This is a genomic window from Streptomyces sp. NPDC088400, assembly GCF_044753355.1.
Classification (GTDB): domain Bacteria; phylum Actinomycetota; class Actinomycetes; order Streptomycetales; family Streptomycetaceae; genus Streptomyces.
On sequence record NZ_JBIVMZ010000001.1, the window covers coordinates 631,234 to 651,108 of the forward strand.

The window sequence follows — 19,875 nt, forward strand, 5'->3', positions numbered from 1 at the left end:
GGCGAAGCGGGACTGGACGGGACGGGACGGGACCGAGGCTGCGGAACGGCGGGGCTGAGGGGCAGGGCTGAGGATCGCCTTCAGCCCCAGTCCTGCGGTCCGCTGCGCGGTGTCGTCCGGGTCCGGACCCGTCGCCTGCGTTTCACGAAGGTGTACGTGCCGACGGCAACCGCCCCGACCACCACGGAGATCGGCAGGACCAGATTGCTCGCGGCGCCCGCGTCGCGCGCTCTGCCGCCCGGGGAGTCGCCACCCGTGCCCGTGACGGCGCTCATGACGGCACCCGTGCCCGCCCTCGCGTCGGCAACGGCGAGCGCGATCAGGCAGCACGCCAGGACCAGCACGGCCAGGAAGGCTATCCGGGTCCGGGGGCGGCTGGTGCGCGGCGTCACATTTGGGAGGCTATGTCCGTACGGGTCCGCCCGCGACCGGACGCCGTACCCCCGCGACCGGGCGCCGTACCACCGCGACCGGTCGCCGTGCCCCCGCCTGCCTCGGTGGACCCCACTCGCCGCATCCGCCTCGGTATGTCCGTGCCGCCCCATAGCCTGGGCGCCTCCGTGGGCGACAGCCCGTGGACGGGATCCGTGACCTGTACGTCCACGCCGGGCCGCTGGAGTACGACGGCACCCTGCCCGAAGCCCGCTGTCCCCGGGCAAGGGGGGGAACCGCGACCAGCCCCGCCCCTCGCGCTCCCCGGGCCCGCCCTCCCCGTACTACTCGCCCCGCCGCCGGATCTTGTTGCCCAGCCACACCAGCGGGTCGTACTTCCGGTCCACCGCCCGTTCCTTGAGCGGGATCAGGGCATTGTCCGTGATCTTGATGTGCTCGGGGCACACCTCCGTACAGCACTTGGTGATGTTGCAGTACCCCAGACCGTGCTCGTCCTGGGCCGTCTTCTTCCGGTCGAGGCCCGACTCCCCGGCCGCGTCCAGCGGATGCATGTCCAGCTCGGCCACCCGCATCAGAAAACGCGGCCCGGCGAACGCGGCCTTGTTCTCCTCGTGGTCCCGCACCACATGGCAGGTGTCCTGGCACAGGAAGCACTCGATGCACTTACGGAACTCCTGCGAGCGGTCCACATCGACCTGCTGCATCCGGTACTCCCCGGCGGCCACACCCGGCGGCGGTACGAACGACGGAACCTCCCGCGCCTTCGTGTAGTTGAACGACACGTCCGTCACCAGATCCCGGATCACCGGGAAGGCGCGCAGCGGGGTGACCGTGATCGTCTCCTCGCGCGAGAAGACGGACATCCGCGTCATGCACATCAGCCGTGGGCGGCCGTTGATCTCCGCGCTGCACGAACCGCACTTGCCCGCCTTGCAGTTCCAGCGCACCGCCAGGTCGGCGGCCTGCGTCGCCTGGAGCCGGTGGATGATGTCGAGGACGACCTCGCCGTCGTTCACCTCGACGGTGAAGTCCTTGAGCTCCCCGCCGTCCGTGTCGCCACGCCAGACCCGGAACTTCGCCTCATAAGCGGCGGACGCACCTGCGCTCGCGCCCGATTCCGCACCCGTACCGGCACTCGCACCCGCGTTCGCGCTCACTCGTGAAGCTCCTCTTCGGCGAGGTACTTGACCAGCTCTTCCTTGTCGAACAGGGCGAGCAGATCGGGACGGATGGGCTCGGTCGTGTGCCGCGTCAGCGCGATCTGGCCGCGGGTGGGTTCGGTCGCCACCACATCCCGGCCGGCGGCCTCGGTGAGCCGGCAGTGCAGATTGATCCGGCGCCAGTCGACGTTCATGCCCGGCCAGTCCTCGCGGGTGTGGCCGCCCCGGCTCTCCGTACGCTCCAGAGCCGCCCGCGCGACGCACTCGCTCACCAGCAGCATGTTCCGCAGATCGAGCGCGAGGTGCCAGCCCGGGTTGAACTGCCGGTGTCCCTCGACCCCGGCCCGCCTGGCCCGTACCCGCAGCTCGGCCAGTTTCTCCAGGGCCCGCTCCATCTCGGCCTCGCGTCTGATGATGCCGACCAGGTCGTTCATCGTCTGCTGGAGCTCCTGGTGGAGGGTGTACGGATTCTCCGCCGGCCCCACGTGCCCTCCGCTCACCGGCACTTCGGGCCCCTCGGGGGCCTCCGCGCTGAACGGGCGCAGCGCCTCGGCCGCCGCCGCGTCGATCTCGCTCTCGTCCGGGGCCGGCCGCGCGCCGAGCCCGGTCGCGTACGTGGCCGCGTGCAGCCCCGCCCGCCGCCCGAAGACCAGCAGGTCGGAGAGGGAGTTGCCACCGAGCCGGTTGGAGCCGTGCATTCCGCCGGCGACCTCGCCCGCCGCGTAGAGACCGGCGATGCCGGGCGTGGCGGCGGTCTCCGAGTCGACGGCGATGCCGCCCATCACGTAGTGGCAGGTGGGTCCGACCTCCATCGCCTCCGCTGTGATGTCGACGTCGGCCAGTTCCTTGAACTGGTGGTACATCGACGGCAGTCGGCGCCGGACGACCTCGGCGGGCATCCGCGTCGAGACATCGAGGAAGACACCGCCGTGCGGAGAGCCGCGGCCCGCCTTGACCTCGGAGTTGATGGCGCGGGCCACTTCGTCGCGGGGGAGCAGTTCGGGCGGGCGCCGGTTGTGGTCCGGGTCCTCGTACCAGCGGTCGCCCTCCTCCTCCGACTCCGCGTACTTCTCCTTGAAGACATCGGGGATGTAGTCGAACATGAACCGCTTGCCCTCGGAGTTGCGCAGCACCCCGCCGTCGCCGCGCACCGATTCGGTGACGAGGATGCCCTTCACCGACGGCGGCCAGACCATCCCGGTCGGATGGAACTGCACGAACTCCATGTTCAGCAGGGGCGCGCCCGCGAGCAGCGCCAGCGCGTGCCCGTCGCCCGTGTACTCCCACGAGTTGGACGTCACCTTGAAGGACTTCCCGATCCCGCCCGTCGCGAGCACGACCGACGGGGCCTCCAGCACGAAGAAACGGCCGGACTCCCGCTCGTAACAGAAGGCACCGGCCACCCGCCCGCCGTCCCCGTCGCCGCCCTCCGTGTCCTTCAAGATCCTTGTGACCGTGCACTCCTGATAGACCTTCAGGCGCGCCTCGTAGTCCCCGTACTCCCGGAAGTCCTCCTGCTGGAGCGAGACGATCTTCTGCTGGAGGGTACGGATCAGCTCCAGGCCCGTCCGGTCGCCGACATGGGCGAGCCGGGGGTACTCATGGCCGCCGAAGTTGCGCTGGGAGATCTTCCCGTCGGGCGTACGGTCGAAGAGCGCGCCCCAGGTCTCCAGCTCCCAGACCCGGTCCGGCGCCTCCCGCGCGTGCAACTCCGCCATCCGCCACTGGTTGAGGAACTTCCCGCCGCGCAGGGTGTCGCGGAAGTGCACCCGCCAGTTGTCGCCGGAGTTCACATTGCCCATGGAGGCCGCGATACCGCCCTCGGCCATCACCGTATGGGCCTTGCCGAAGAGGGACTTGCAGATGACGGCGGTACGAGCCCCCCGCTCGCGCGCCTCGATGGCCGCGCGCAGCCCCGCACCACCCGCACCCACCACCACGACGTCCCACTGACGGCGTTCGAGTTGCGTCATTTCTGAAGGATCTCCCTGTCCCTGGCTGTCTGTGGCCGCCCGGCCCGGCCGCCCGCCCCTGATCTCCGGCTAGAAGAAGCGCGGATCGTCGAAGGCCCCCGTGGCGAGCAGATACACGTAGAAGTCACAGAGCGCGACACTGATCAACGAGGCCCAGGCCAGCTGCATGTGACGGTTGTTCAGCTTCCCGGCCCAGCCCCAGAGCCGGTAGCGCACCGGATGCTTCGAGAAGTGCCGCAGCCGGCCGCCGATGACATGCCGGCAGGAGTGGCAGGAGAGGGTGTACGCCCAGATCAGCCCGATGTTGATGAGGAAGAGCAGCGAGCCGAGGCCCATATGGCCCCAGGCGTACTCCTCGTCGCGGAAGGTCAGCACGGTGTCGTACGTGAGGATGCCGGCGACCGGCACGGCCGCGTAGAAGAAGTACCGGTGGATGTTCTGCAGGATCAGCGGAAAGCGGGTCTCACCGGTGTACTTCGCGTGGGGCTCGGCGACGGCGCAGGCGGGCGGCGAGGCCCAGAAGCCGCGGTAGTACGCCTTGCGGTAGTAGTAGCAGGTCAGCCGGAACCCCAGCGGGAAGATCAGGATCAGCAGCGCGGGGGAGAGTCCCCACCAGCTGCCGAACAGCTCCCAGTTGGGGCCGCCGCGCATCGGCTCGCAGTTCTCCGCCAGGCAGGGCGAGTAGAACGGCGAGACGTACGGCGCCGCGTAGTAGTCGCTGTTCGCGAACGCCCGCCAGGTCGAGTACACGATGAAGGCGAACAGCCCGGCGGCGGTGACGGCGGGCGCCAGCCACCAGCGGTCCGTCCGCAGATGCCGGGCCTCGATGGCGGCGCGCGAGGCGCCGCGCACGCCCGCGCGCGCACCGCCCCCGGCTCGTGCGCCCGCGGCCGGGGTGTCCGTACTGACGTGTGGAGGTTCCGTACCGGTGGCCAATGAGGTCTCCTAGGCGCGTTTCGGAAGGAGTGTCGTCGGCCCGTGAGCCGGTGAGCCTTTCCGGCGGCAGGTTCAGGGAGCCCGCCGGTCGCGTACACCCAGGCCCTCGTCGTCCGAGTCCGTCCAGAGCGCGCTGTTGTACGGGGCGTCGCTGATGGTGACCAGGTCGTCGACGCGGCAGGCCGGCTGGTGCGGGGGCTCGCTCTCGCGCGTCTGCGCCAGGCTCCGTTCCAGCTGTCCGACCGTGCGGACCAAGTCGTCCAGGCAGCGCCTGACTGCCTCAAATCATCGTGCACGGACACGAGTTGCCCTCATTTCCACGGTCGTTGGTGGCATGCGGGGATCCCAGGGGGTCACCCCTCGGACGCTCTCTGTGTGCGCCTGGAAGTGTTCCGCGTCACACCCCTGCTTGTGAAGGCGTAAGCCCCTTTTTTAGGGGGTCCGGTTCGGCCGGAGGGTGTCCGCGCGCCGGTCGGCTCCCCCTCTTTGTGCTGCTTTCGGCGCGTTTCACGGGCCCGGCGCGCGGGCGGTTCGCGCCCCCCATTGGGCCGCACGGGTGGCTTTGCGCGTCGTACCGCCGTGTCTGCGCCGTACTCCTGTTCCGGTCCACTTCAGTGGGCGGGCATTAGGTGTGATCATCTCTAAATTCCGCGAACAGGACGAAGAGGTACAAGCCATGTCCCACGTCGGCGCCCCACGCGGGAGGACATGCTCCCGAACGCTCCGCTCCGTCGCCCTCCTCACCTCCGGTGTGCTCGCCCTCCCCGCCCTGTCCGCGTGCACCTCTGACGACGGCAGCGACTCCGCGTCCGCCGCCGCCCCGGACATCGCCTCCGCCAAACGGGACGGGGTCCGCCAGGGCGGCACCCTGCGCTGGGCGATCGACTCCGTGCCCACCACGCTCAACGTCTTCCAGGCCGACGCGAACGGTGCCACCAGCCGGATCGCCGGCGCGGTGCTGCCCGCCCTCTTCACGCTCGACAAGAGCGGCCGCCCGCAGCGGAACCCGGACTATCTGGAGTCCGCGAAGGTCGTCGAGCGCGAGCCCAAGCAGGTCGTGCTCTACAAGCTCAACCAGCAGGCGGTGTGGAGCGACGGCCGGGAGATCGGGGCGGCGGACTTCGCGTCCCAGTGGCGCGCGCTGCGCGGCAAGGACTCCGCGTACTGGACGGCCCGCAACGCCGGCTACGAGCGGATCCAGAAGATCGAGCGCGGAAAGAACAACCTGGAGGTCAGGGTCACCTTCAACAAGCCGTACGCGGACTGGAAGTCCCTCTTCAGCCCGCTCTATCCCAAGGCTGTGACGGGGAAGCCCAACTCCTTCAACGACAAGGCCAGGACCGCGCTGGAGACGACAGCGGGCCCCTTCAAGGTCAAGAAGGTGGACCGCAAGGACAAGAAGGTCACTCTGATCCGCAACCCCCGCTGGTGGGGTGAGCCCGCCAAGCTCAACTCGATCGTCCTGAGCGCGGTTCCCCGCAGCAAGCGCGCCGCCGCGCTCGCGGACGGCAAGCTCGACCTCGCGGAGATCGACCGGCGTACGGCGGAACGTATCGCCTTGGCCGACAGGGACAGCGGATCCGGCGGACAGCAGCTCACCCACGGGCCCGGCACCGAGATCACCGCCGCCTCCGCGCTGCGGTCCTGGGCCCTGGCCCACGGCTCGGACGACGAGAAGGCCGAAGAGGCCCAGGACGCCCGCAAGCAGACCGAGCGGGCCATCGCGGAGTACGCCAGGGAGCAGAAGGCGCTGCGCGGCTACGAAGTCCGCAAGTCGCTGGAGCCGGCCTATACGCAGCTCGCGCTGAACGGTGAGTCCGGGCCGCTCGCCGACGAGCGGGTACGGCGCGCGGTGGCCCGCGCGCTCGACCGCCAGGAACTGGCCGACACCGTACTCAAGCCGCTCGGACTGCCCGCGAGGCCGCTCGGCAGCCATCTGGCCCTGATCGGCCAGCAGGCGTACGCGGACAGCAGCAAGGCGCTCGGCAAGCAGGACACGCAGGAGGCGCGGGCGCTGCTGGCGGACGCGGGCTGGATCCCGGGCGGAGCCCGTAAGAAGACCGGTGGCACCAAGGCCGGCAGCGAGGCCAAGAAGGCTGAGAAGTCCGGGCAGGACGGCACCGAGGGCAACGAGGGCAGCGAGAACGCGGAGGAGCAGTCCTCGGACACGAAGCCGTCCAAGGAGCCGATGTCGGAGAAGGAGCAGGAGGCCGCGGACAAGAAGGCCGACGAGCGGGCGGCGGCCGAGAAGAAGAAGTGGGACGAGCACGAGAAGGCCGAGGAGAAGAAGGCCGCCGAGAAGTCGGACGAGAAGAAGCCGGCCGAGAAGAAGAAGCCGGCCGAGAAGGCGCCGTCGGACGACGAGAAGAAGGCCGAGGACGAGAAGTCCGCGTCGGCCAGGCAGGAAGAGGGCAGCGCCGGTGAGGCGCCCTCCGACGAGGGTGAGTACATCGTCGGGGACAGCAAGCCCGGTCGGCCGGAACCCCGTCAGGCGGAGCCCCGCCAGGCGGAACCCCGTCAGCAGCAGGAGGAGCTCCGTCAGGCGGAGCCCCGCCAAGCGGAGCCCCGTCAGGCCGCCCCGAACCCCGAGTCAGCCACCCACGTCCTCGCTCCCGCACTCGCGACCACCGCCGCCTTCCACGGCGCCACCCTGCTCCGGCAGGCCGCGTCCATGGACGACTCCGACTCCGACTCCGACTCCGGCACCGGGTCGCGGACGGTACGAGTGGCCCACGCCTCCCATGAGAAGCCCGGCGGCATGGCGGGCGCCTACGCCCCGCGCGGTACGGCCGCCCCCGCCCCCCGGAGCGGGCCGCTCGGCAAGAACGGCAAGCCCCTCACCCTCCGCTTCGTCCTGCCTTCCGGTGAGGGATCGGAGTCGCTGCGCACTGTCGGTGAGCGGATCTCGCGGATGCTGGACCGCATCGGCATCGGTACGGAGATCACCAAGGTCGACGACGCCAGCTACTTCAAGGACCACATCGCCTCCGGCGAGTACGACCTGGCCCTCTACTCCTGGCCCGCCACCGCCTACCCGGCGACCGACGGCCGGCCGATCTTCGCCAAGCCCGTACCCGCCAGCGACGGATCGCTGCTGGTGGAGCAGAACTACACCCGTGTCGGTACGTACCACATCGACCAGCTCTTCGACCGCGCGGCCTCCGAGCTGAACGAGGGCACCGCCCGTGACCTGGTGCGGCAGGCCGACGCGCGTATCTGGGCGGCGGCCGGTTCCATCCCCCTCTACCAGCGTCCGGAGCTGGCGGCCGCCAAGCCGGGGCTGGTGAACGCCGGAGCGTTCGGCTTCGCCACCCCCCGTTACCAGGACATGGGATACAAGAACGCCGGGGCCTCGGGCCCGGACGCCAAGAAGAAGTAGCCGCTTCCGGCGCCCGGACCGCGCCCGGACGACGCTCGGACGACATTGGACGAAGTCCGGGCGACGGCCGGACGAAAACCGGGACCCCAACAATTCACTTGCCCGCCGGCCTCCCCGGCGGGCAAGCTCATGTCCGCCTCGACCCGGGCAGCTCACACCCCTCGCGCACCCCACCCGCGCACCCCCGCAGACCCCGTGCGCACCCCACCCGCGCACCTCGTGCGCAGCCGTGCTCCGGCCCCTTCGATCGGGCCGGGAAGCCCCCGACTCGTCGGGCCCGTACCATGGGACAGGCCGTGGCGTGTCCGCCCGGCGGGCGTACGAGGAAAAACGCCGCACCCACGATCGAGAGAAGCGCCAGCCAGTATGCCCACGCGCCACGACATCCGTAACGTCGCCATCGTCGCCCACGTCGACCATGGCAAGACCACTCTGGTCGACGCCATGCTGAAGCAGGCCGGCGCATTCGCCGCCCACGCCGCCGAGCACCTCGACGATCGGATGATGGACTCGAACGACCTGGAGCGTGAGAAGGGCATCACGATCCTGGCGAAGAACACCGCCGTGAAGTACCACCCGAAGACGGGCGGCGACCCGATCACGATCAACATCATCGACACCCCCGGCCACGCCGACTTCGGTGGCGAGGTCGAGCGTGGTCTGTCGATGGTGGACGCGGTCGTCCTGCTCGTCGACGCCTCCGAGGGCCCGCTCCCGCAGACGCGCTTCGTGCTGCGCAAGGCCCTGTCGGCGAAGATGCCCGTCATCCTCTGCATCAACAAGACGGACCGCCCGGACTCCCGGATCGCCGAGGTCGTCGACGAGACGTACGACCTGTTCCTGGACCTGGACGCGACCGAGGAGCAGATCGAGTTCCCGATCGTCTACGCCTGTGCGCGGGACGGCATCGCCTCGCTGACCAAGCCGGAGGACGGCAGCGTCCCGGCCGACAGCGAGAACCTGGAGCCGTTCTTCACCACGATCCTGGAGCATGTCCCGGCTCCGGAGTACGACGAGAGCGCGCCGCTCCAGGCCCATGTCACCAACCTGGACGCCGACAACTTCCTCGGCCGTATCGCGCTCTGCCGCGTCGAGCAGGGCGAGCTGAAGAAGGGCCAGACCGTCACGTGGATCAAGCGTGACGGCTCGATGTCCAACGTCCGTATCACCGAGCTGCTGATGACCGAGGCGCTCACCCGCAAGGCGGCCGAGAAGGCGGGTCCTGGCGACATCTGCGCGGTCGCCGGATTCCCGGACATCATGATCGGCGAGACCCTGGCCGACCCGGACAACCCGATCGCGCTGCCGCTGATCACGGTCGACGAGCCCGCGATCTCGATGACCATCGGTACGAACACCTCGCCGCTGGTCGGCAAGGGCGGCAAGGGTCACAAGGTCACCGCCCGCCAGGTCAAGGACCGTCTCGACCGCGAGCTGATCGGTAACGTGTCGCTCCGCGTCCTGGACACCGAGCGCCCCGACGCCTGGGAGGTGCAGGGCCGCGGTGAGCTGGCGCTGGCCATCCTGGTCGAGCAGATGCGCCGCGAGGGCTTCGAGCTGACCGTCGGCAAGCCCGAGGTGGTCACCAAGCAGGTCGACGGCAAGACGCACGAGCCGATCGAGCGCATGACGATCGACTCCCCCGAGGAGCACCTCGGCGCCATCACGCAGCTGATGGCGACGCGCAAGGGCCGTATGGAGACCATGACCAACCACGGTTCGGGCTGGATCCGCATGGAGTGGATCGTGCCGTCCCGCGGACTCATCGGCTTCCGTACGGAGTTCCTGACCCAGACGCGCGGCACGGGCATCGCCCACTCCATCTTCGAGGGCCACGAGCCGTGGTTCGGTGACCTGCGTACCCGTCACAACGGCTCGCTGGTGGCGGACCGTTCGGGCTCGGTGACCCCGTTCGCGATGGTCAACCTCCAGGAGCGCGGTGTCATCTTCACCGAGGCCGGCACCGAGGTCTACGAGGGCATGATCGTCGGTGAGAACTCGCGCGCCGACGACATGGACGTGAACATCACCAAGGAGAAGAAGCTCACCAACATGCGTGCCGCCTCGGCGGACACCACCGAGAACGTGGTGCCGGCCAGGAAGCTGTCGCTGGAGCAGTCCCTGGAGTTCTGCCGCGACGACGAGTGCATCGAGGTGACCCCGGAGACGGTCCGGATCCGCAAGGTCGTCCTGGACCAGAAGCAGCGTGGCCGCAGCGCCTCGCGCGCCAAGCACGGCTGACGTCTCGCCAGACCTCGTACGACCCGACGGCCCGCCCCTCCGCGAACGAGCGGAGAGGCGGGCCGTCGGCCGTTCGCGTGTGACGTTTCCGATGGCTTCAGGACGCCTTGACGTCAAGTGCGTTTTTGTGGGCGACGTCCGATTATCGGCCAGTGATCACCGGATGATGTGTTAACGGTCCGTTTCGCGGGTGTCTGCCTGGGCTAACTTTGTCCGGATTTCGGGCGGACGGGATATGTCGATGTTGCCAAAACGAGACCCTTTAAGTGTGGTTTACGGCCCGGTCGTACTTAATAGTTGGCCATTGAGCTCGGGTCAATGAGTCATGCGCTGTGGGGGTGCGACGGCTCACGAGCACACTTCGGGGTTACTTGACGAGCGCACTGTCACTGTTGTCAGCGCGCGTAGACAGTGCCCCTCTTGTAGTGACAAGTGGACTCATGAGGAGGACCCCATGCGTGGTGCCATCAGCACCGAATGGGTCGGGCGCGCGGCAGTGATCCCCACGGGGGACGAGCGATCGTGACAAGTCCAGTGCAGACCGAGGGCGCCGAGGCGTCCACCGTCCGGGACGGCACGAGCGTCTCGAAGGACGGGACCCAGGACGCCAAGACGCTCGCCGGGCTCTCTCCCGGCCAGTTGATGTGGCGTCGCTTCAAGAGAGACCGAACTGGGGTCGTCTCCGCCGTAGTTGTCATCTTCTTCTTCGTGATCGCGCTTCTCGCGCCCGTGATCAAGATGGTCTACGGCAAGGACGCGTACACCCTGTACGGCCAGGACAGTCTTGACCTGCTCGACGAATTCAACATGCCGACCGGGACGTTCGGCGGCATGTCCCCGGACCACTGGTTCGGCATCGAGCCCAACCTCGGCCGCGATGTGTTCATGCAGCTGATCTACGGCATGCGCACCTCGATCTACACGGCACTGGCCGCGACCGTCCTGATGGTCGTCGTGGGTGTGGTGATCGGGCTCGTCGGCGGTTACTACGGCGGCAAGATCGACTACTGGCTGGGCCGGCTGACGGACTTTCTGCTGGGCTTCCCCAGCCAGCTGTTCTTCATCGCCTCGATGCCGGTGATCGTGGCCGCCTTCGTCAGTCCGGAAGAGGAGACGCCCACCGCGCTGCGTGCCGCCGCGATCATCGTGGTGCTGTCCTTCCTGGGCTGGATGGGCCTGTCCCGGCTGATCCGGGCCGCCACACTCTCCCTGCGCGAGCGGGAGTTCGTGGAGGCGGCGAAGATCGCGGGCGCCTCGCCCTGGCGCATCATCCGCAAGGAACTGCTGCCCAACCTGGTCACACCGATCCTGGTGCAGGCCACGCTGCTGCTCCCGTCGACCATCCTCTCCGTGGCCTTCCTCTCCTTCGTGGGCGTCGGCTTCGTCGAACCCACCCCGGACTGGGGCCGGATGTTCGCCACGGGCGCCGGTATCTACGAGCAGGATCCGGCTTACATGATCTTCCCGGGTGTCGCCATGGTGATCTTTGTCGTGGCGTTCAACCTCCTCGGCGACTCGGTTCGGGACGCCTTCGACCCGAAGTCCGGACGCTGACGTCCCGCCGAGGGGAAAGCTGCCACCCGGGCGCCGGCCCACACCGGACGTGCCAGGCAGCACCGTTGGATCACTACTGACAGATAGGTACTCATCATCATGAGGATCTTTGGCACGCGCAGGACACGTGCTGTCGTCGTCGCCCTGGCGGCCGGCTCGCTGGTGCTGACCGCCTGTGGCGGAAACAGCGACAGCGGAACCAAGAACGACAGCAAGACCCAGGAGGACGCCGCCGCGCAGGCGGAGGCCGTCACGTACGGAGACGCGAAGGCGTCCACCGGCCCGGCCGCCGAGGTCCCCGGAGCCAAGGCCGGCGGGACCATGACGGTCTTCCAGGAGGACGACTTCTCCCACCTGGACCCGGCTCAGACCTACGTCAGTGACGGCAAGCTGCTCGACCGGCTGCTCCAGCGCGGTCTGACGCAGTTCCAGGAGGACGACAAGGGCAAGCTGACCGTCGTCGGCGACCTGGCCACCGACGCCGGCAAGGCGACCGACGGCGGCAAGACCTGGACCTTCACGCTGAAGGACGGGGTGAAGGACCAGAACGGCTCCGCGATCACCTCGGCGGACGTCCGTCACAGCATCGAGCGGATGTACGCCCCGTTCATCACGGACGGCCCGACCTACATCCAGAACTGGCTCTCCGGCGCGGGCACCACGTACCGCAAGGCGCTCCCGGACGGCCCGTACAAGGGCAAGCACCTGCCCGACTCGGTGCTGGCCACCCCGGACGCCAAGACGGTTGTCTTCAAGTTCAAGGACGCGCAGCCCGACCTGCCGCAGGCGCTCACCATGCCCGGCTACGCCTTGGTGCCCAAGAAGACGGACACCAAGGAGAAGTACGACACGGCCCCGATGTCGACCGGCCCGTACAAGATCGCGGACTTCAAGCCCGGCAAGTCGATGAAGCTGGTCAAGAACACGAACTGGGACCCGAAGACCGACTCGGTCCGTCACCAGTACGTCGACGGCTTCAACATCGAGTTCAACCACGACGACGACGACCAGACCAAGACGCTGCTGGCCGACCGCGGCGAGGCCAAGAACACCGTGATGTTCACGGGCCAGGTCTCCACCAACCAGGTGCGCAACGTCGTCCAGGACCCCGCGGCCAAGAAGCGCACCATCGCCGGCTACGCGCCGTACGTCTGGCAGCTGAACTTCAACCTCCAGCGGATCAAGAACAAGAAGGTCCGCGACGCCATCGCGTACGCCCTGCCGAGCGCCCAGGTCTACAAGCTCGACGGCGGTGCGTACGGCGGTGAGACCGCGACCGGTCTGATGTCGCCGACCACCCCCGGCTACGAGAAGGGCTACGACCCCTTCGGCAAGCTGAAGAAGCCGAACGGTGACGTCGAGAAGGCCAAGAAGCTGATCAAGGAGGCGGGCGCCGAGGGCCAGAAGCTGGTCTACGCGTACGCCAACACCCCGGTTCGCCAGCAGCAGTCGGTCGTCATCGCCAAGCGTCTTGAGGAGATCGGCCTCAAGATCGTCAAGAAGGAGATCGACCAGGCCACCTGGTACGAGCAGGTCGGCAAGGTCGACAACGGGCTGGACCTCTACATGACCGGCTGGGGTCAGGACTGGCCGTCGCCCTCCACGGTCATCCCGCCGTCGTTCGACGGCACCCAGCTCCAGGACGGCTCCGCCGTCTACTCGCACATCAACGACCCGAAGGTCAACTCCGAGATCGCCCGCATTCAGAAGATCACGGACCCGGCCGCGGCGCAGAAGGAGTGGGCCACGCTGCACCGCGACATCGTGGAGCGGGTCAACCCGGCGGCGCCGATCTACTTCACCAAGGTCTTCCAGATCTTCGGCTCCAACGTCGGTGGCGCGCGCTACTCGTCGGACTCCAGCTACATCGACGTCACGCGCCTGTTCCTGAAGAAGTAGACGTCACGCGCCTGTTCCCGAAGAGGTAACAGAGCACGCGCAGGCCGGACCCGGAGGTGCGCACACGGCGGAGTGCGCACCTCCGGGCCGCCGATCCTCTCCTCTCGACCCCCTCACAGCCGCCGTCCTGAGAGCAGCGACCAGCCATGCTTCAATTCCTCCTTCGCCGGACGTTCGGCGCAGTCCTGACCCTCTTTCTGATCAGTGCCGTCACGTTCTTCATGTTCTTCGCCATCCCGCAGGACCCGGCGATGCTCGCCTGTGGCAAGAACTGCACTCCGGACGCGCTCGCGGTGATCCACCAGAACCTCGGCCTCGACAAGCCGGTACCGGTGCAGTTCTGGGAATTCATCGTCGGCATCTTCGCCGGCCGTGACTTCGCCGTCGGCCACTGCTCGGCCCCCTGCTTCGGTGTGTCCTTCAACAACCAGCAGATGGTGTGGGACACGATCATCGACCGGTTCCCCCTGACGCTCTCCCTCTCGGCCGGTGGCCTCCTGGTCTTCCTCGTGGTCGGCCTGGGCGCGGGCATGATGGCCGCGTGGAAGAAGGGCACCTTCATCGACAAGGCGTTCAGCTCCGCCTCGCTGGTGCTGAGTTCGCTGCAGATCTACTTCCTCGGCCCGGTCGTGCTCGGACTCTTCGTCTACAGCACCGGATGGCTGGACAAGCCGAAGTACGTACCCCTCACCGAGAGTCTCAGCGGCTGGTTCATGGGCCTGCTGATCCCCTGGCTCGTGATGTCGGTGATCTTCACCGCCAACTACACGCGTATGTCGCGCTCGACGATGATCGAGCAGCTTCAGGAGGAGCACGTCAGAGCGGCCCGTGCCAAGGGCATGGCCAGCCGCTACGTCTTCTTCCGGTACGCCTGGCGCGGCTCGCTCATCCCGATCGTCACCATCCTCGGCATCGACCTCGGCGCGCTCTTCGGCGGCGCCATGGTCACCGAGATCACCTTCGGCCTGCCCGGTATCGGCCGGCTCGCCCGTGACTCGGTGGTCGACAAGGACCTGCCGCTGACCATGGGCGTGATGATCGTCAGCGCCGCCTTCATCCTGCTGTTCAACGTCATCGTGGACGCCATGTACGCGATCATCGACCCGCGCGTGCGTCTGTCCTAGGAGAACGACCGTGACCACACTCACCAAGACCGAGGACGCCCCGGCCCCGACCGAGTCGGACGCGTTCCTGTCGGTGCGCGACCTGCGTGTCCACTTCTCCACCGAGGACGGCACCGTCAAGGCCGTGGACGGGCTCTCCTTCGACCTGAAGCGCGGTCAGACGCTCGGTATCGTCGGCGAGTCGGGCTCCGGCAAGTCGGTGACCAACCTGTCCATCCTGGGCCTGCACAATCCGCAGTTCACCGACATCAGCGGGGAGATCCTGCTGGACGGCCAGGACCTCACCGACATCGCGGACAAGGAGCTGGAGAAGCTCCGCGGCAACAAGATGGCGATGATCTTCCAGGACGCGCTGACCGCCCTGTCGCCGTACTACACCGTCGGCCGGCAGATCGCCGAGCCGTACCGGAAGCACACGGGCGCCAGTAAGAAGGAGGCCCGCGCACGGGCCATCGAGATGCTGGGCAAGGTCGGCATCCCGGACCCCAAGAGCCGGGTCGACGACTACCCGCACCAGTTCTCCGGCGGTATGCGCCAGCGCGCGATGATCGCCATGTCGCTGGTGTGCAACCCCGAGCTGCTGATCGCCGACGAACCGACCACGGCCCTGGACGTCACCGTCCAGGCGCAGATCCTCGACCTGCTCAAGGACCTCCAGCAGGAGTTCGGCTCCGCGATCATCCTGATCACCCATGACCTGGGCGTCGTGGCCAATGTCGCCGACGACCTGCTGGTGATGTACGCGGGACGGGCCGTCGAGCGCGGCTCCGTACGGGAGGTGCTGAAGCAGCCGCAACACCCGTACACCTGGGGCCTGCTCGGTTCGATGCCGCGGCTGTCGTCGGATGTCGGCGAGCCGCTGCGGCCCATCCCGGGCAGCCCGCCCAGCCTGCTGAACCCGCCGACCGGCTGTGCGTTCAACCCGCGGTGCGAGTACGTCGAGCTGGTGGACGGCGGCCGTTGCGTGAACGAGCGCCCGCTGCTCCCCGAGGGGCGCGGCTCCGCCTGCCACCTGACGGCGGAGCGCAAGCAGCAGGTTTTCATCGAGAAGATTCAGCCCCGGCTGGGCTGATGTACCAGCGACTGGGGCTATGACCATGAGCGAGAAGAACACGACCACCACCGTCGAGGACGAGGTCCCGCCGCAGCGGACCGCCTCGACCGAGCCGCTGCTCGAAGTGAAGGGCCTCACCAAGCACTTCCCGATCTACGGCGGCTTCCCCATCAAGCGGAAGGTCGGCGCGGTCCAGGCCGTCGACGGCGTGAGCCTGAGCGTCTACCCGGGCGAGAGCCTGGGCCTGGTCGGTGAGTCGGGCTGCGGCAAGTCGACCACCGGCCGGCTGCTCACCCGGCTGCTGGAGCCCACCGCGGGCTCGATCACGTACAACGGCAAGGACATCACCCGCGCCAACCGCAAGCAGCTGGCGCCGATCCGGTCCGAGATCCAGATGATCTTCCAGGACCCGTACGCCTCGCTGAACCCGCGGCAGACGGTCGGCACGATCATCTCCAGCCCGATGGAGATCAACGGCATCAAGCCGCCCGGCGGCCGCGAGGCCCGGGTACGGGAGCTGCTGGAGACCGTCGGCCTCAACCCGGAGCACTACAACCGCTTCCCGCACGAGTTCTCCGGCGGCCAGCGCCAGCGCATCGGCGTCGCCCGCGCGCTCGCACTGGAGCCGAAGCTGATCGTCGCGGACGAGCCGGTCTCCGCGCTCGACGTCTCCATCCAGGCGCAGGTCGTCAACCTGCTCCAGGAACTCCAGCGTGAGCTGGGCATCGCCTTCGTCTTCATCGCCCACGACCTGGCCATCGTGCGGCACTTCTCGGAGCGCGTCGCCGTGATGTACCTGGGCAAGGTGGTGGAGGTCGCGGACCGCGACTCGCTCTACAACCGCCCGCGCCACCCGTACACCCACGCCCTGCTCTCCGCGGTGCCCGAGGCGGACATCGACCTGGACAAGAAGGAGCGGATCCGGCTCGCCGGTGACGTCCCCTCGCCGATCATGCCGCCGTCCGGCTGCCGGTTCCGTACGCGCTGCTGGAAGGCGCAGGACCAGTGCGCCACGGAGGAACCGCCGCTGGTCCAGATCCAGGGCAGCCGCGAGGGCCACCTGACGGCGTGCCACTTCCCTGAGGAGCCGACGACCGAGGCGCGCGACGAGGATGTCGTGATGGACCCGGCGCTGGTGGCCATGGAGAAGGGGCTGTCGAAGGAGGACTGAGCGGCGCGGCTGTGTCGTTCCTCCAAGCGCTGTACGGGCCGAAGTCGGCCCGTACAGCGTTTTTGCATGTGATCCAGCGGTCCGAAGTCGCAGTTCGCGAGGGTACGGCCGACGTTGCGATCGGTAACCGAATCGCGACAGAATCCGGCGTATGACAAGGGGCGGGGATCACATACCGGGGGCAGACGAGCCCCTGCGACTTTCCGATCTGACCGGTACCACCGGATCACCGACGGCGGAGCCGGATTCGGAGGCGGACAAGCTGGCCGCGCGAGTGGATCATGTGGTGGCCGGTCGGCGGGAGTTCGCGGTTCTGCTGGGGGAATTCCGGCGGGGGGCGTGGCTGGTGCCGCTGGACGACGAGGGTGATCTGTGGTCGGCGGAGCAGGGCGGGGTGCGGTGGATCTGCGCGTTCTCGGACGAGTCGGCGTTGGCGCGGTTCGCGTTCGCACAGGGGGCGGCGGATCGTGAGTGGTCGTATCAGCGGGTGCTGGGTGCCAGGTTGCTGGATGTGATGGTGCCGCTGCTGGGGGTGCCGGGCGGGGTGGCGCTGGATGCGGGCAGTGCGGAGGGAATGCTGTTTCCGCCGGTCGCGGGTGTGGTGCCCGAGGGGGCGGTTGTTGACGTCGGGGGGACACGATGAGCGGGCGGGAACCGGATCTGGCGGCACCGGCGGGAGCGCTGGAGCTGATCGCGCAGGGGATCGACAAGGCGCACGGGGAGCTGAAGGATCTCGGGATGATCGGTGAGGCCACGACGGGCCGGGGTTTCTCGGATCTGTCTCTGTCGGGTGTCCAGTTGGGTCATGAGGGCCTTGCGGCCGAGTTCACGACGTTCTGTGAGCGCTGGGAGTGGGGTGTACGGGCGCTGACGAACCGCGGTAACGGGTTCGCGAAGGCGCTGGGGTTGTCGGCGGGGTCGCTCCATGAGCAGGAGCAGTACATCAAGGGCACGTTCAAGATCGCGGTGAACGCGGTGAACGGCAATCCCCACCTGTCGGAGGACGAGGTCAAGGGCAAGAGCTGGGACGAGATCAGCACGCAGACTCCCACTGACGGTGCGGACTACAGCGCGGAGTCGTTCGCGCGGGCGCGGGGCGAGGTCGAGCAGACCTGGCGGGACACGGGATATGACGTGAGTGACGGTGTGTACGACTCGATGCGCAACTCCGGAGTGATCACGCCCGAGGGGCGTGAGCTGATGGAGGAGAAGGCACGCGAGACGTTCAGCCCCTCGGATGAGGCGGTCCGGCAGGCGGAGCAGCCGAATTGGGGGGATCGCTGATGTCGGGTGCGGGTGGGGTGGACTGGGGCGGGCTGGCGGAGAAGGGGCTCGGCAAGGCGGAGGAGGTGTGGGACGAGGGGAAGAGGAAGGTCGGTGAGGGGGTCGACTGGGCGACGGACAGGACGGGTTCGGTCCTGGAACGCCTCGATCACCACGCGGTCGCGGACGTGGTGGAGGACTGGGGCGACCGGACCGCTTCCTCGCTCGGTGCGAAGGTCGGTGAGCAGCAGCTGGACCAGAGTGAGGAGGCCGATGAGCTGATTCACGGCCGTACGGGGGACATCGCCGCGAGTGTGAAGAACCTGCGGGACTTCGGGGCGGCGTTCGATCTGGTGGGCCAGGGGCTGAAGAGTCTGGACTCGGGTCACTGGAAGGGTGAGGCGGCCGAGGCGTTCCGTGAACGGTTCCAGAGCCTGCCGACGGACTGGCTGCACGCGGCGGACGCCTTCAAGGATGCGGCCGGGGCGCTGGAGACGTATGCGAAGACGGTGGCGTGGGCGCAGGGTGAGGCGCGGGAGGCGATCGCACTCTACAAGGAGGGTGAGGCGACGTCGAGGACGGCGCACGCCGCGTGGGACAAGGAGCGTGTGGCCCACAAGGAGTCGTTGGCCGGTGATGCGCCGCTGCCCGACCCTGGTGAGTTCACCGATCCTGGCGACGCCAGGCGCAAGCGGGCGCAGGAGATTCTGGCCGGGGCGCGCAGTCAGCGTGACGAGGATGCGGGGACGGCGAAGAGGGCCGTCACCGCTGCGCTGGCGCATGCGCCGGCGGAGCCTTCGGCGACCGAGCGTGCGAAGTTCAATCTGGACGATTTCAGTGTGGCCCAGGGGGTGGAGCGGACCCACATGGTCTCCGGCATCGCCAAGGGGACGGTCGGGATCGTCAATTTCGTGCGTGCGGTCAATCCGCAGGATCCGTACAACCTGACGCACCCGGCGGAGTACTACAAGAGCGTCAACATGACCCTGGCCGGCCTCGCCTCCACCGCGGCCCATCCCGACCGCGCGCTGAAAGGCGCCTGGGAAGCGCTCAAGCGCGACCCCAACGAATTCAGCGGTCGCCTCCTACTCGAACTCGCCACCACCAAGGGCGCCGGAGCAGGCCTCAAGACCGGCCTGAGGGCCGGGGTGAAAGACGGCCTCAAGGGTGGCTCGACGCACGGATTCGGGGAAAACGTTGATTCTGCGTTTGATAATCTGGCAAGTAGAGGATCCGGAGCCGACATTCCAGCCTTCGAGGAGGTGAAAAGGGCCGTTGTCGAGAGCAAGCCAGAAGTCTCTTCCCGTACATGGCAAGATGACGATGGGCGCTACTATGCAAGCCGAGTCCTCAAAGGCGGCCGTCCCGATGGTGAGTCTGTGCTGGCCGGCCATGGGTATGTCGAAATCGGCGCAGGCGAGCTATCGGTACCCCAGGGGACAAGCATTTCTTTCTACGTGGAGCACGGTGAAAGAATTCCTGGACTTAACGGCGTGGCTGTGGAAGGAGGGGTTTACCCGGGAGTTGCCGTAGAAAAATTTGGGCCTGGAGACAGAATACCGAACTATACGCTCGCGCCGCCCGAACCGAAGGGGCCGGGCGGTTTCACTGTTTACGAGAATTCTACGACCGTGGCACAGCGAACGAAGCTCACCGATCTCCTGAAGTCAGATATGGGGGATGTGCACTGGGCCGCCTGTCGCGAGTTCAAGCATTAGTAGCAAGCGG

At 67.9% G+C, this 19,875-nt stretch carries 14 protein-coding genes and 1 pseudogene; 10 read left to right on the forward strand and 5 right to left on the reverse strand.

The window, feature by feature from the left end:
• Positions 1 to 80 precede the first annotated feature (80 nt).
• The 5 genes and pseudogenes from ACIQD6_RS02885 to ACIQD6_RS02905 form a co-directional block, all read right to left on the reverse strand.
• The gene (locus tag ACIQD6_RS02885; protein ID WP_401877332.1) at positions 81 to 392 is read right to left on the reverse strand and encodes a hypothetical protein; all 312 of its coding nucleotides are present in this window, start codon (positions 390 to 392) and stop codon (positions 81 to 83) included.
• 324 nt (positions 393 to 716) lie between these two features.
• Entirely contained in the window at positions 717 to 1,550 is an 834-nt protein-coding gene (locus ACIQD6_RS02890) for a succinate dehydrogenase/fumarate reductase iron-sulfur subunit (RefSeq protein WP_401877334.1), read from the reverse strand.
• A complete protein-coding gene (locus tag ACIQD6_RS02895) occupies positions 1,547 to 3,526 on the reverse strand; it encodes a fumarate reductase/succinate dehydrogenase flavoprotein subunit (RefSeq protein ID WP_401877335.1) in 1,980 nt (659 codons plus the stop codon). Before ACIQD6_RS02895 ends, ACIQD6_RS02890 begins: the two co-directional genes overlap by 4 nt.
• Positions 3,527 to 3,595: 69 nt before the next feature.
• Positions 3,596 to 4,462: a hypothetical protein gene (locus ACIQD6_RS02900; RefSeq protein ID WP_401877336.1), complete on the reverse strand. Its 867-nt coding sequence runs from the start codon at positions 4,460 to 4,462 to the stop codon at positions 3,596 to 3,598.
• Positions 4,463 to 4,534: 72 nt separating this feature from the next.
• Positions 4,535 to 4,764 (reverse strand): annotated as a pseudogene (locus ACIQD6_RS02905) (hypothetical protein).
• 374 nt (positions 4,765 to 5,138) lie between these two features.
• Between ACIQD6_RS02905 and ACIQD6_RS02910 the strand changes: the two are divergent.
• The 10 genes from ACIQD6_RS02910 to ACIQD6_RS02955 all read left to right on the forward strand — a co-directional run bounded on the left by ACIQD6_RS02910 (position 5,139) and on the right by ACIQD6_RS02955 (position 19,865).
• Complete coding sequence (locus ACIQD6_RS02910) at positions 5,139 to 7,841, forward strand: ABC transporter substrate-binding protein (protein WP_401877338.1); 2,703 nt, start codon at positions 5,139 to 5,141, stop codon at positions 7,839 to 7,841.
• Between the two features lie 366 nt (positions 7,842 to 8,207).
• Complete coding sequence (typA, locus tag ACIQD6_RS02915; RefSeq protein WP_401877339.1) at positions 8,208 to 10,082, forward strand: translational GTPase TypA; 1,875 nt, start codon at positions 8,208 to 8,210, stop codon at positions 10,080 to 10,082.
• Between the two features lie 522 nt (positions 10,083 to 10,604).
• Positions 10,605 to 11,636 carry an ABC transporter permease gene (locus tag ACIQD6_RS02920; protein ID WP_401877341.1) on the forward strand — a complete coding sequence of 344 codons (1,032 nt, stop codon included), beginning with the start codon at positions 10,605 to 10,607 and terminating at the stop codon, positions 11,634 to 11,636.
• Between the two features lie 99 nt (positions 11,637 to 11,735).
• Positions 11,736 to 13,535, forward strand: a complete 1,800-nt coding sequence (locus ACIQD6_RS02925) for an ABC transporter substrate-binding protein (protein WP_401877343.1) — start codon at positions 11,736 to 11,738, stop codon at positions 13,533 to 13,535.
• A gap of 146 nt (positions 13,536 to 13,681) precedes the next feature.
• Positions 13,682 to 14,659, forward strand: a complete 978-nt coding sequence (locus tag ACIQD6_RS02930) for an ABC transporter permease (protein ID WP_401877345.1) — start codon at positions 13,682 to 13,684, stop codon at positions 14,657 to 14,659.
• A gap of 10 nt (positions 14,660 to 14,669) precedes the next feature.
• The gene (locus tag ACIQD6_RS02935) at positions 14,670 to 15,731 is read left to right on the forward strand and encodes an ABC transporter ATP-binding protein (protein ID WP_401877346.1); all 1,062 of its coding nucleotides are present in this window, start codon (positions 14,670 to 14,672) and stop codon (positions 15,729 to 15,731) included.
• A gap of 25 nt (positions 15,732 to 15,756) precedes the next feature.
• Positions 15,757 to 16,884 (forward strand): ABC transporter ATP-binding protein, encoded by a 1,128-nt coding sequence (locus tag ACIQD6_RS02940; protein WP_401877347.1) that lies wholly within the window; start codon positions 15,757 to 15,759, stop codon positions 16,882 to 16,884.
• Positions 16,885 to 17,035: 151 nt separating this feature from the next.
• Positions 17,036 to 17,527, forward strand: coding sequence for an SseB family protein (locus ACIQD6_RS02945; RefSeq protein WP_401877349.1), 492 nt, complete (start codon positions 17,036 to 17,038; stop codon positions 17,525 to 17,527).
• Positions 17,524 to 18,168 carry a hypothetical protein gene (locus ACIQD6_RS02950; protein WP_401877350.1) on the forward strand — a complete coding sequence of 215 codons (645 nt, stop codon included), beginning with the start codon at positions 17,524 to 17,526 and terminating at the stop codon, positions 18,166 to 18,168. The genes ACIQD6_RS02945 and ACIQD6_RS02950 overlap by 4 nt, the downstream gene beginning before the upstream one ends.
• Entirely contained in the window at positions 18,168 to 19,865 is a 1,698-nt protein-coding gene (locus ACIQD6_RS02955) for a putative T7SS-secreted protein (RefSeq protein ID WP_401877352.1), read from the forward strand. Before ACIQD6_RS02950 ends, ACIQD6_RS02955 begins: the two co-directional genes overlap by 1 nt.
• Positions 19,866 to 19,875 lie beyond the last annotated feature (10 nt).

Coding starts and splice junctions, on each gene's coding strand:
- ACIQD6_RS02895 (WP_401877335.1), bottom strand. CDS start 3,526: ATGACGCAACTCGAACGCCGTCAGTGGGACGTCGTGGTGGTGGGTGCG.
- ACIQD6_RS02910 (WP_401877338.1), top strand. CDS start 5,139: ATGTCCCACGTCGGCGCCCCACGCGGGAGGACATGCTCCCGAACGCTC.
- typA (WP_401877339.1), top strand. CDS start 8,208: ATGCCCACGCGCCACGACATCCGTAACGTCGCCATCGTCGCCCACGTC.
- ACIQD6_RS02925 (WP_401877343.1), top strand. CDS start 11,736: ATGAGGATCTTTGGCACGCGCAGGACACGTGCTGTCGTCGTCGCCCTG.
- ACIQD6_RS02930 (WP_401877345.1), top strand. CDS start 13,682: ATGCTTCAATTCCTCCTTCGCCGGACGTTCGGCGCAGTCCTGACCCTC.
- ACIQD6_RS02940 (WP_401877347.1), top strand. CDS start 15,757: ATGAGCGAGAAGAACACGACCACCACCGTCGAGGACGAGGTCCCGCCG.
- ACIQD6_RS02945 (WP_401877349.1), top strand. CDS start 17,036: ATGACAAGGGGCGGGGATCACATACCGGGGGCAGACGAGCCCCTGCGA.
- ACIQD6_RS02950 (WP_401877350.1), top strand. CDS start 17,524: ATGAGCGGGCGGGAACCGGATCTGGCGGCACCGGCGGGAGCGCTGGAG.
- ACIQD6_RS02955 (WP_401877352.1), top strand. CDS start 18,168: ATGTCGGGTGCGGGTGGGGTGGACTGGGGCGGGCTGGCGGAGAAGGGG.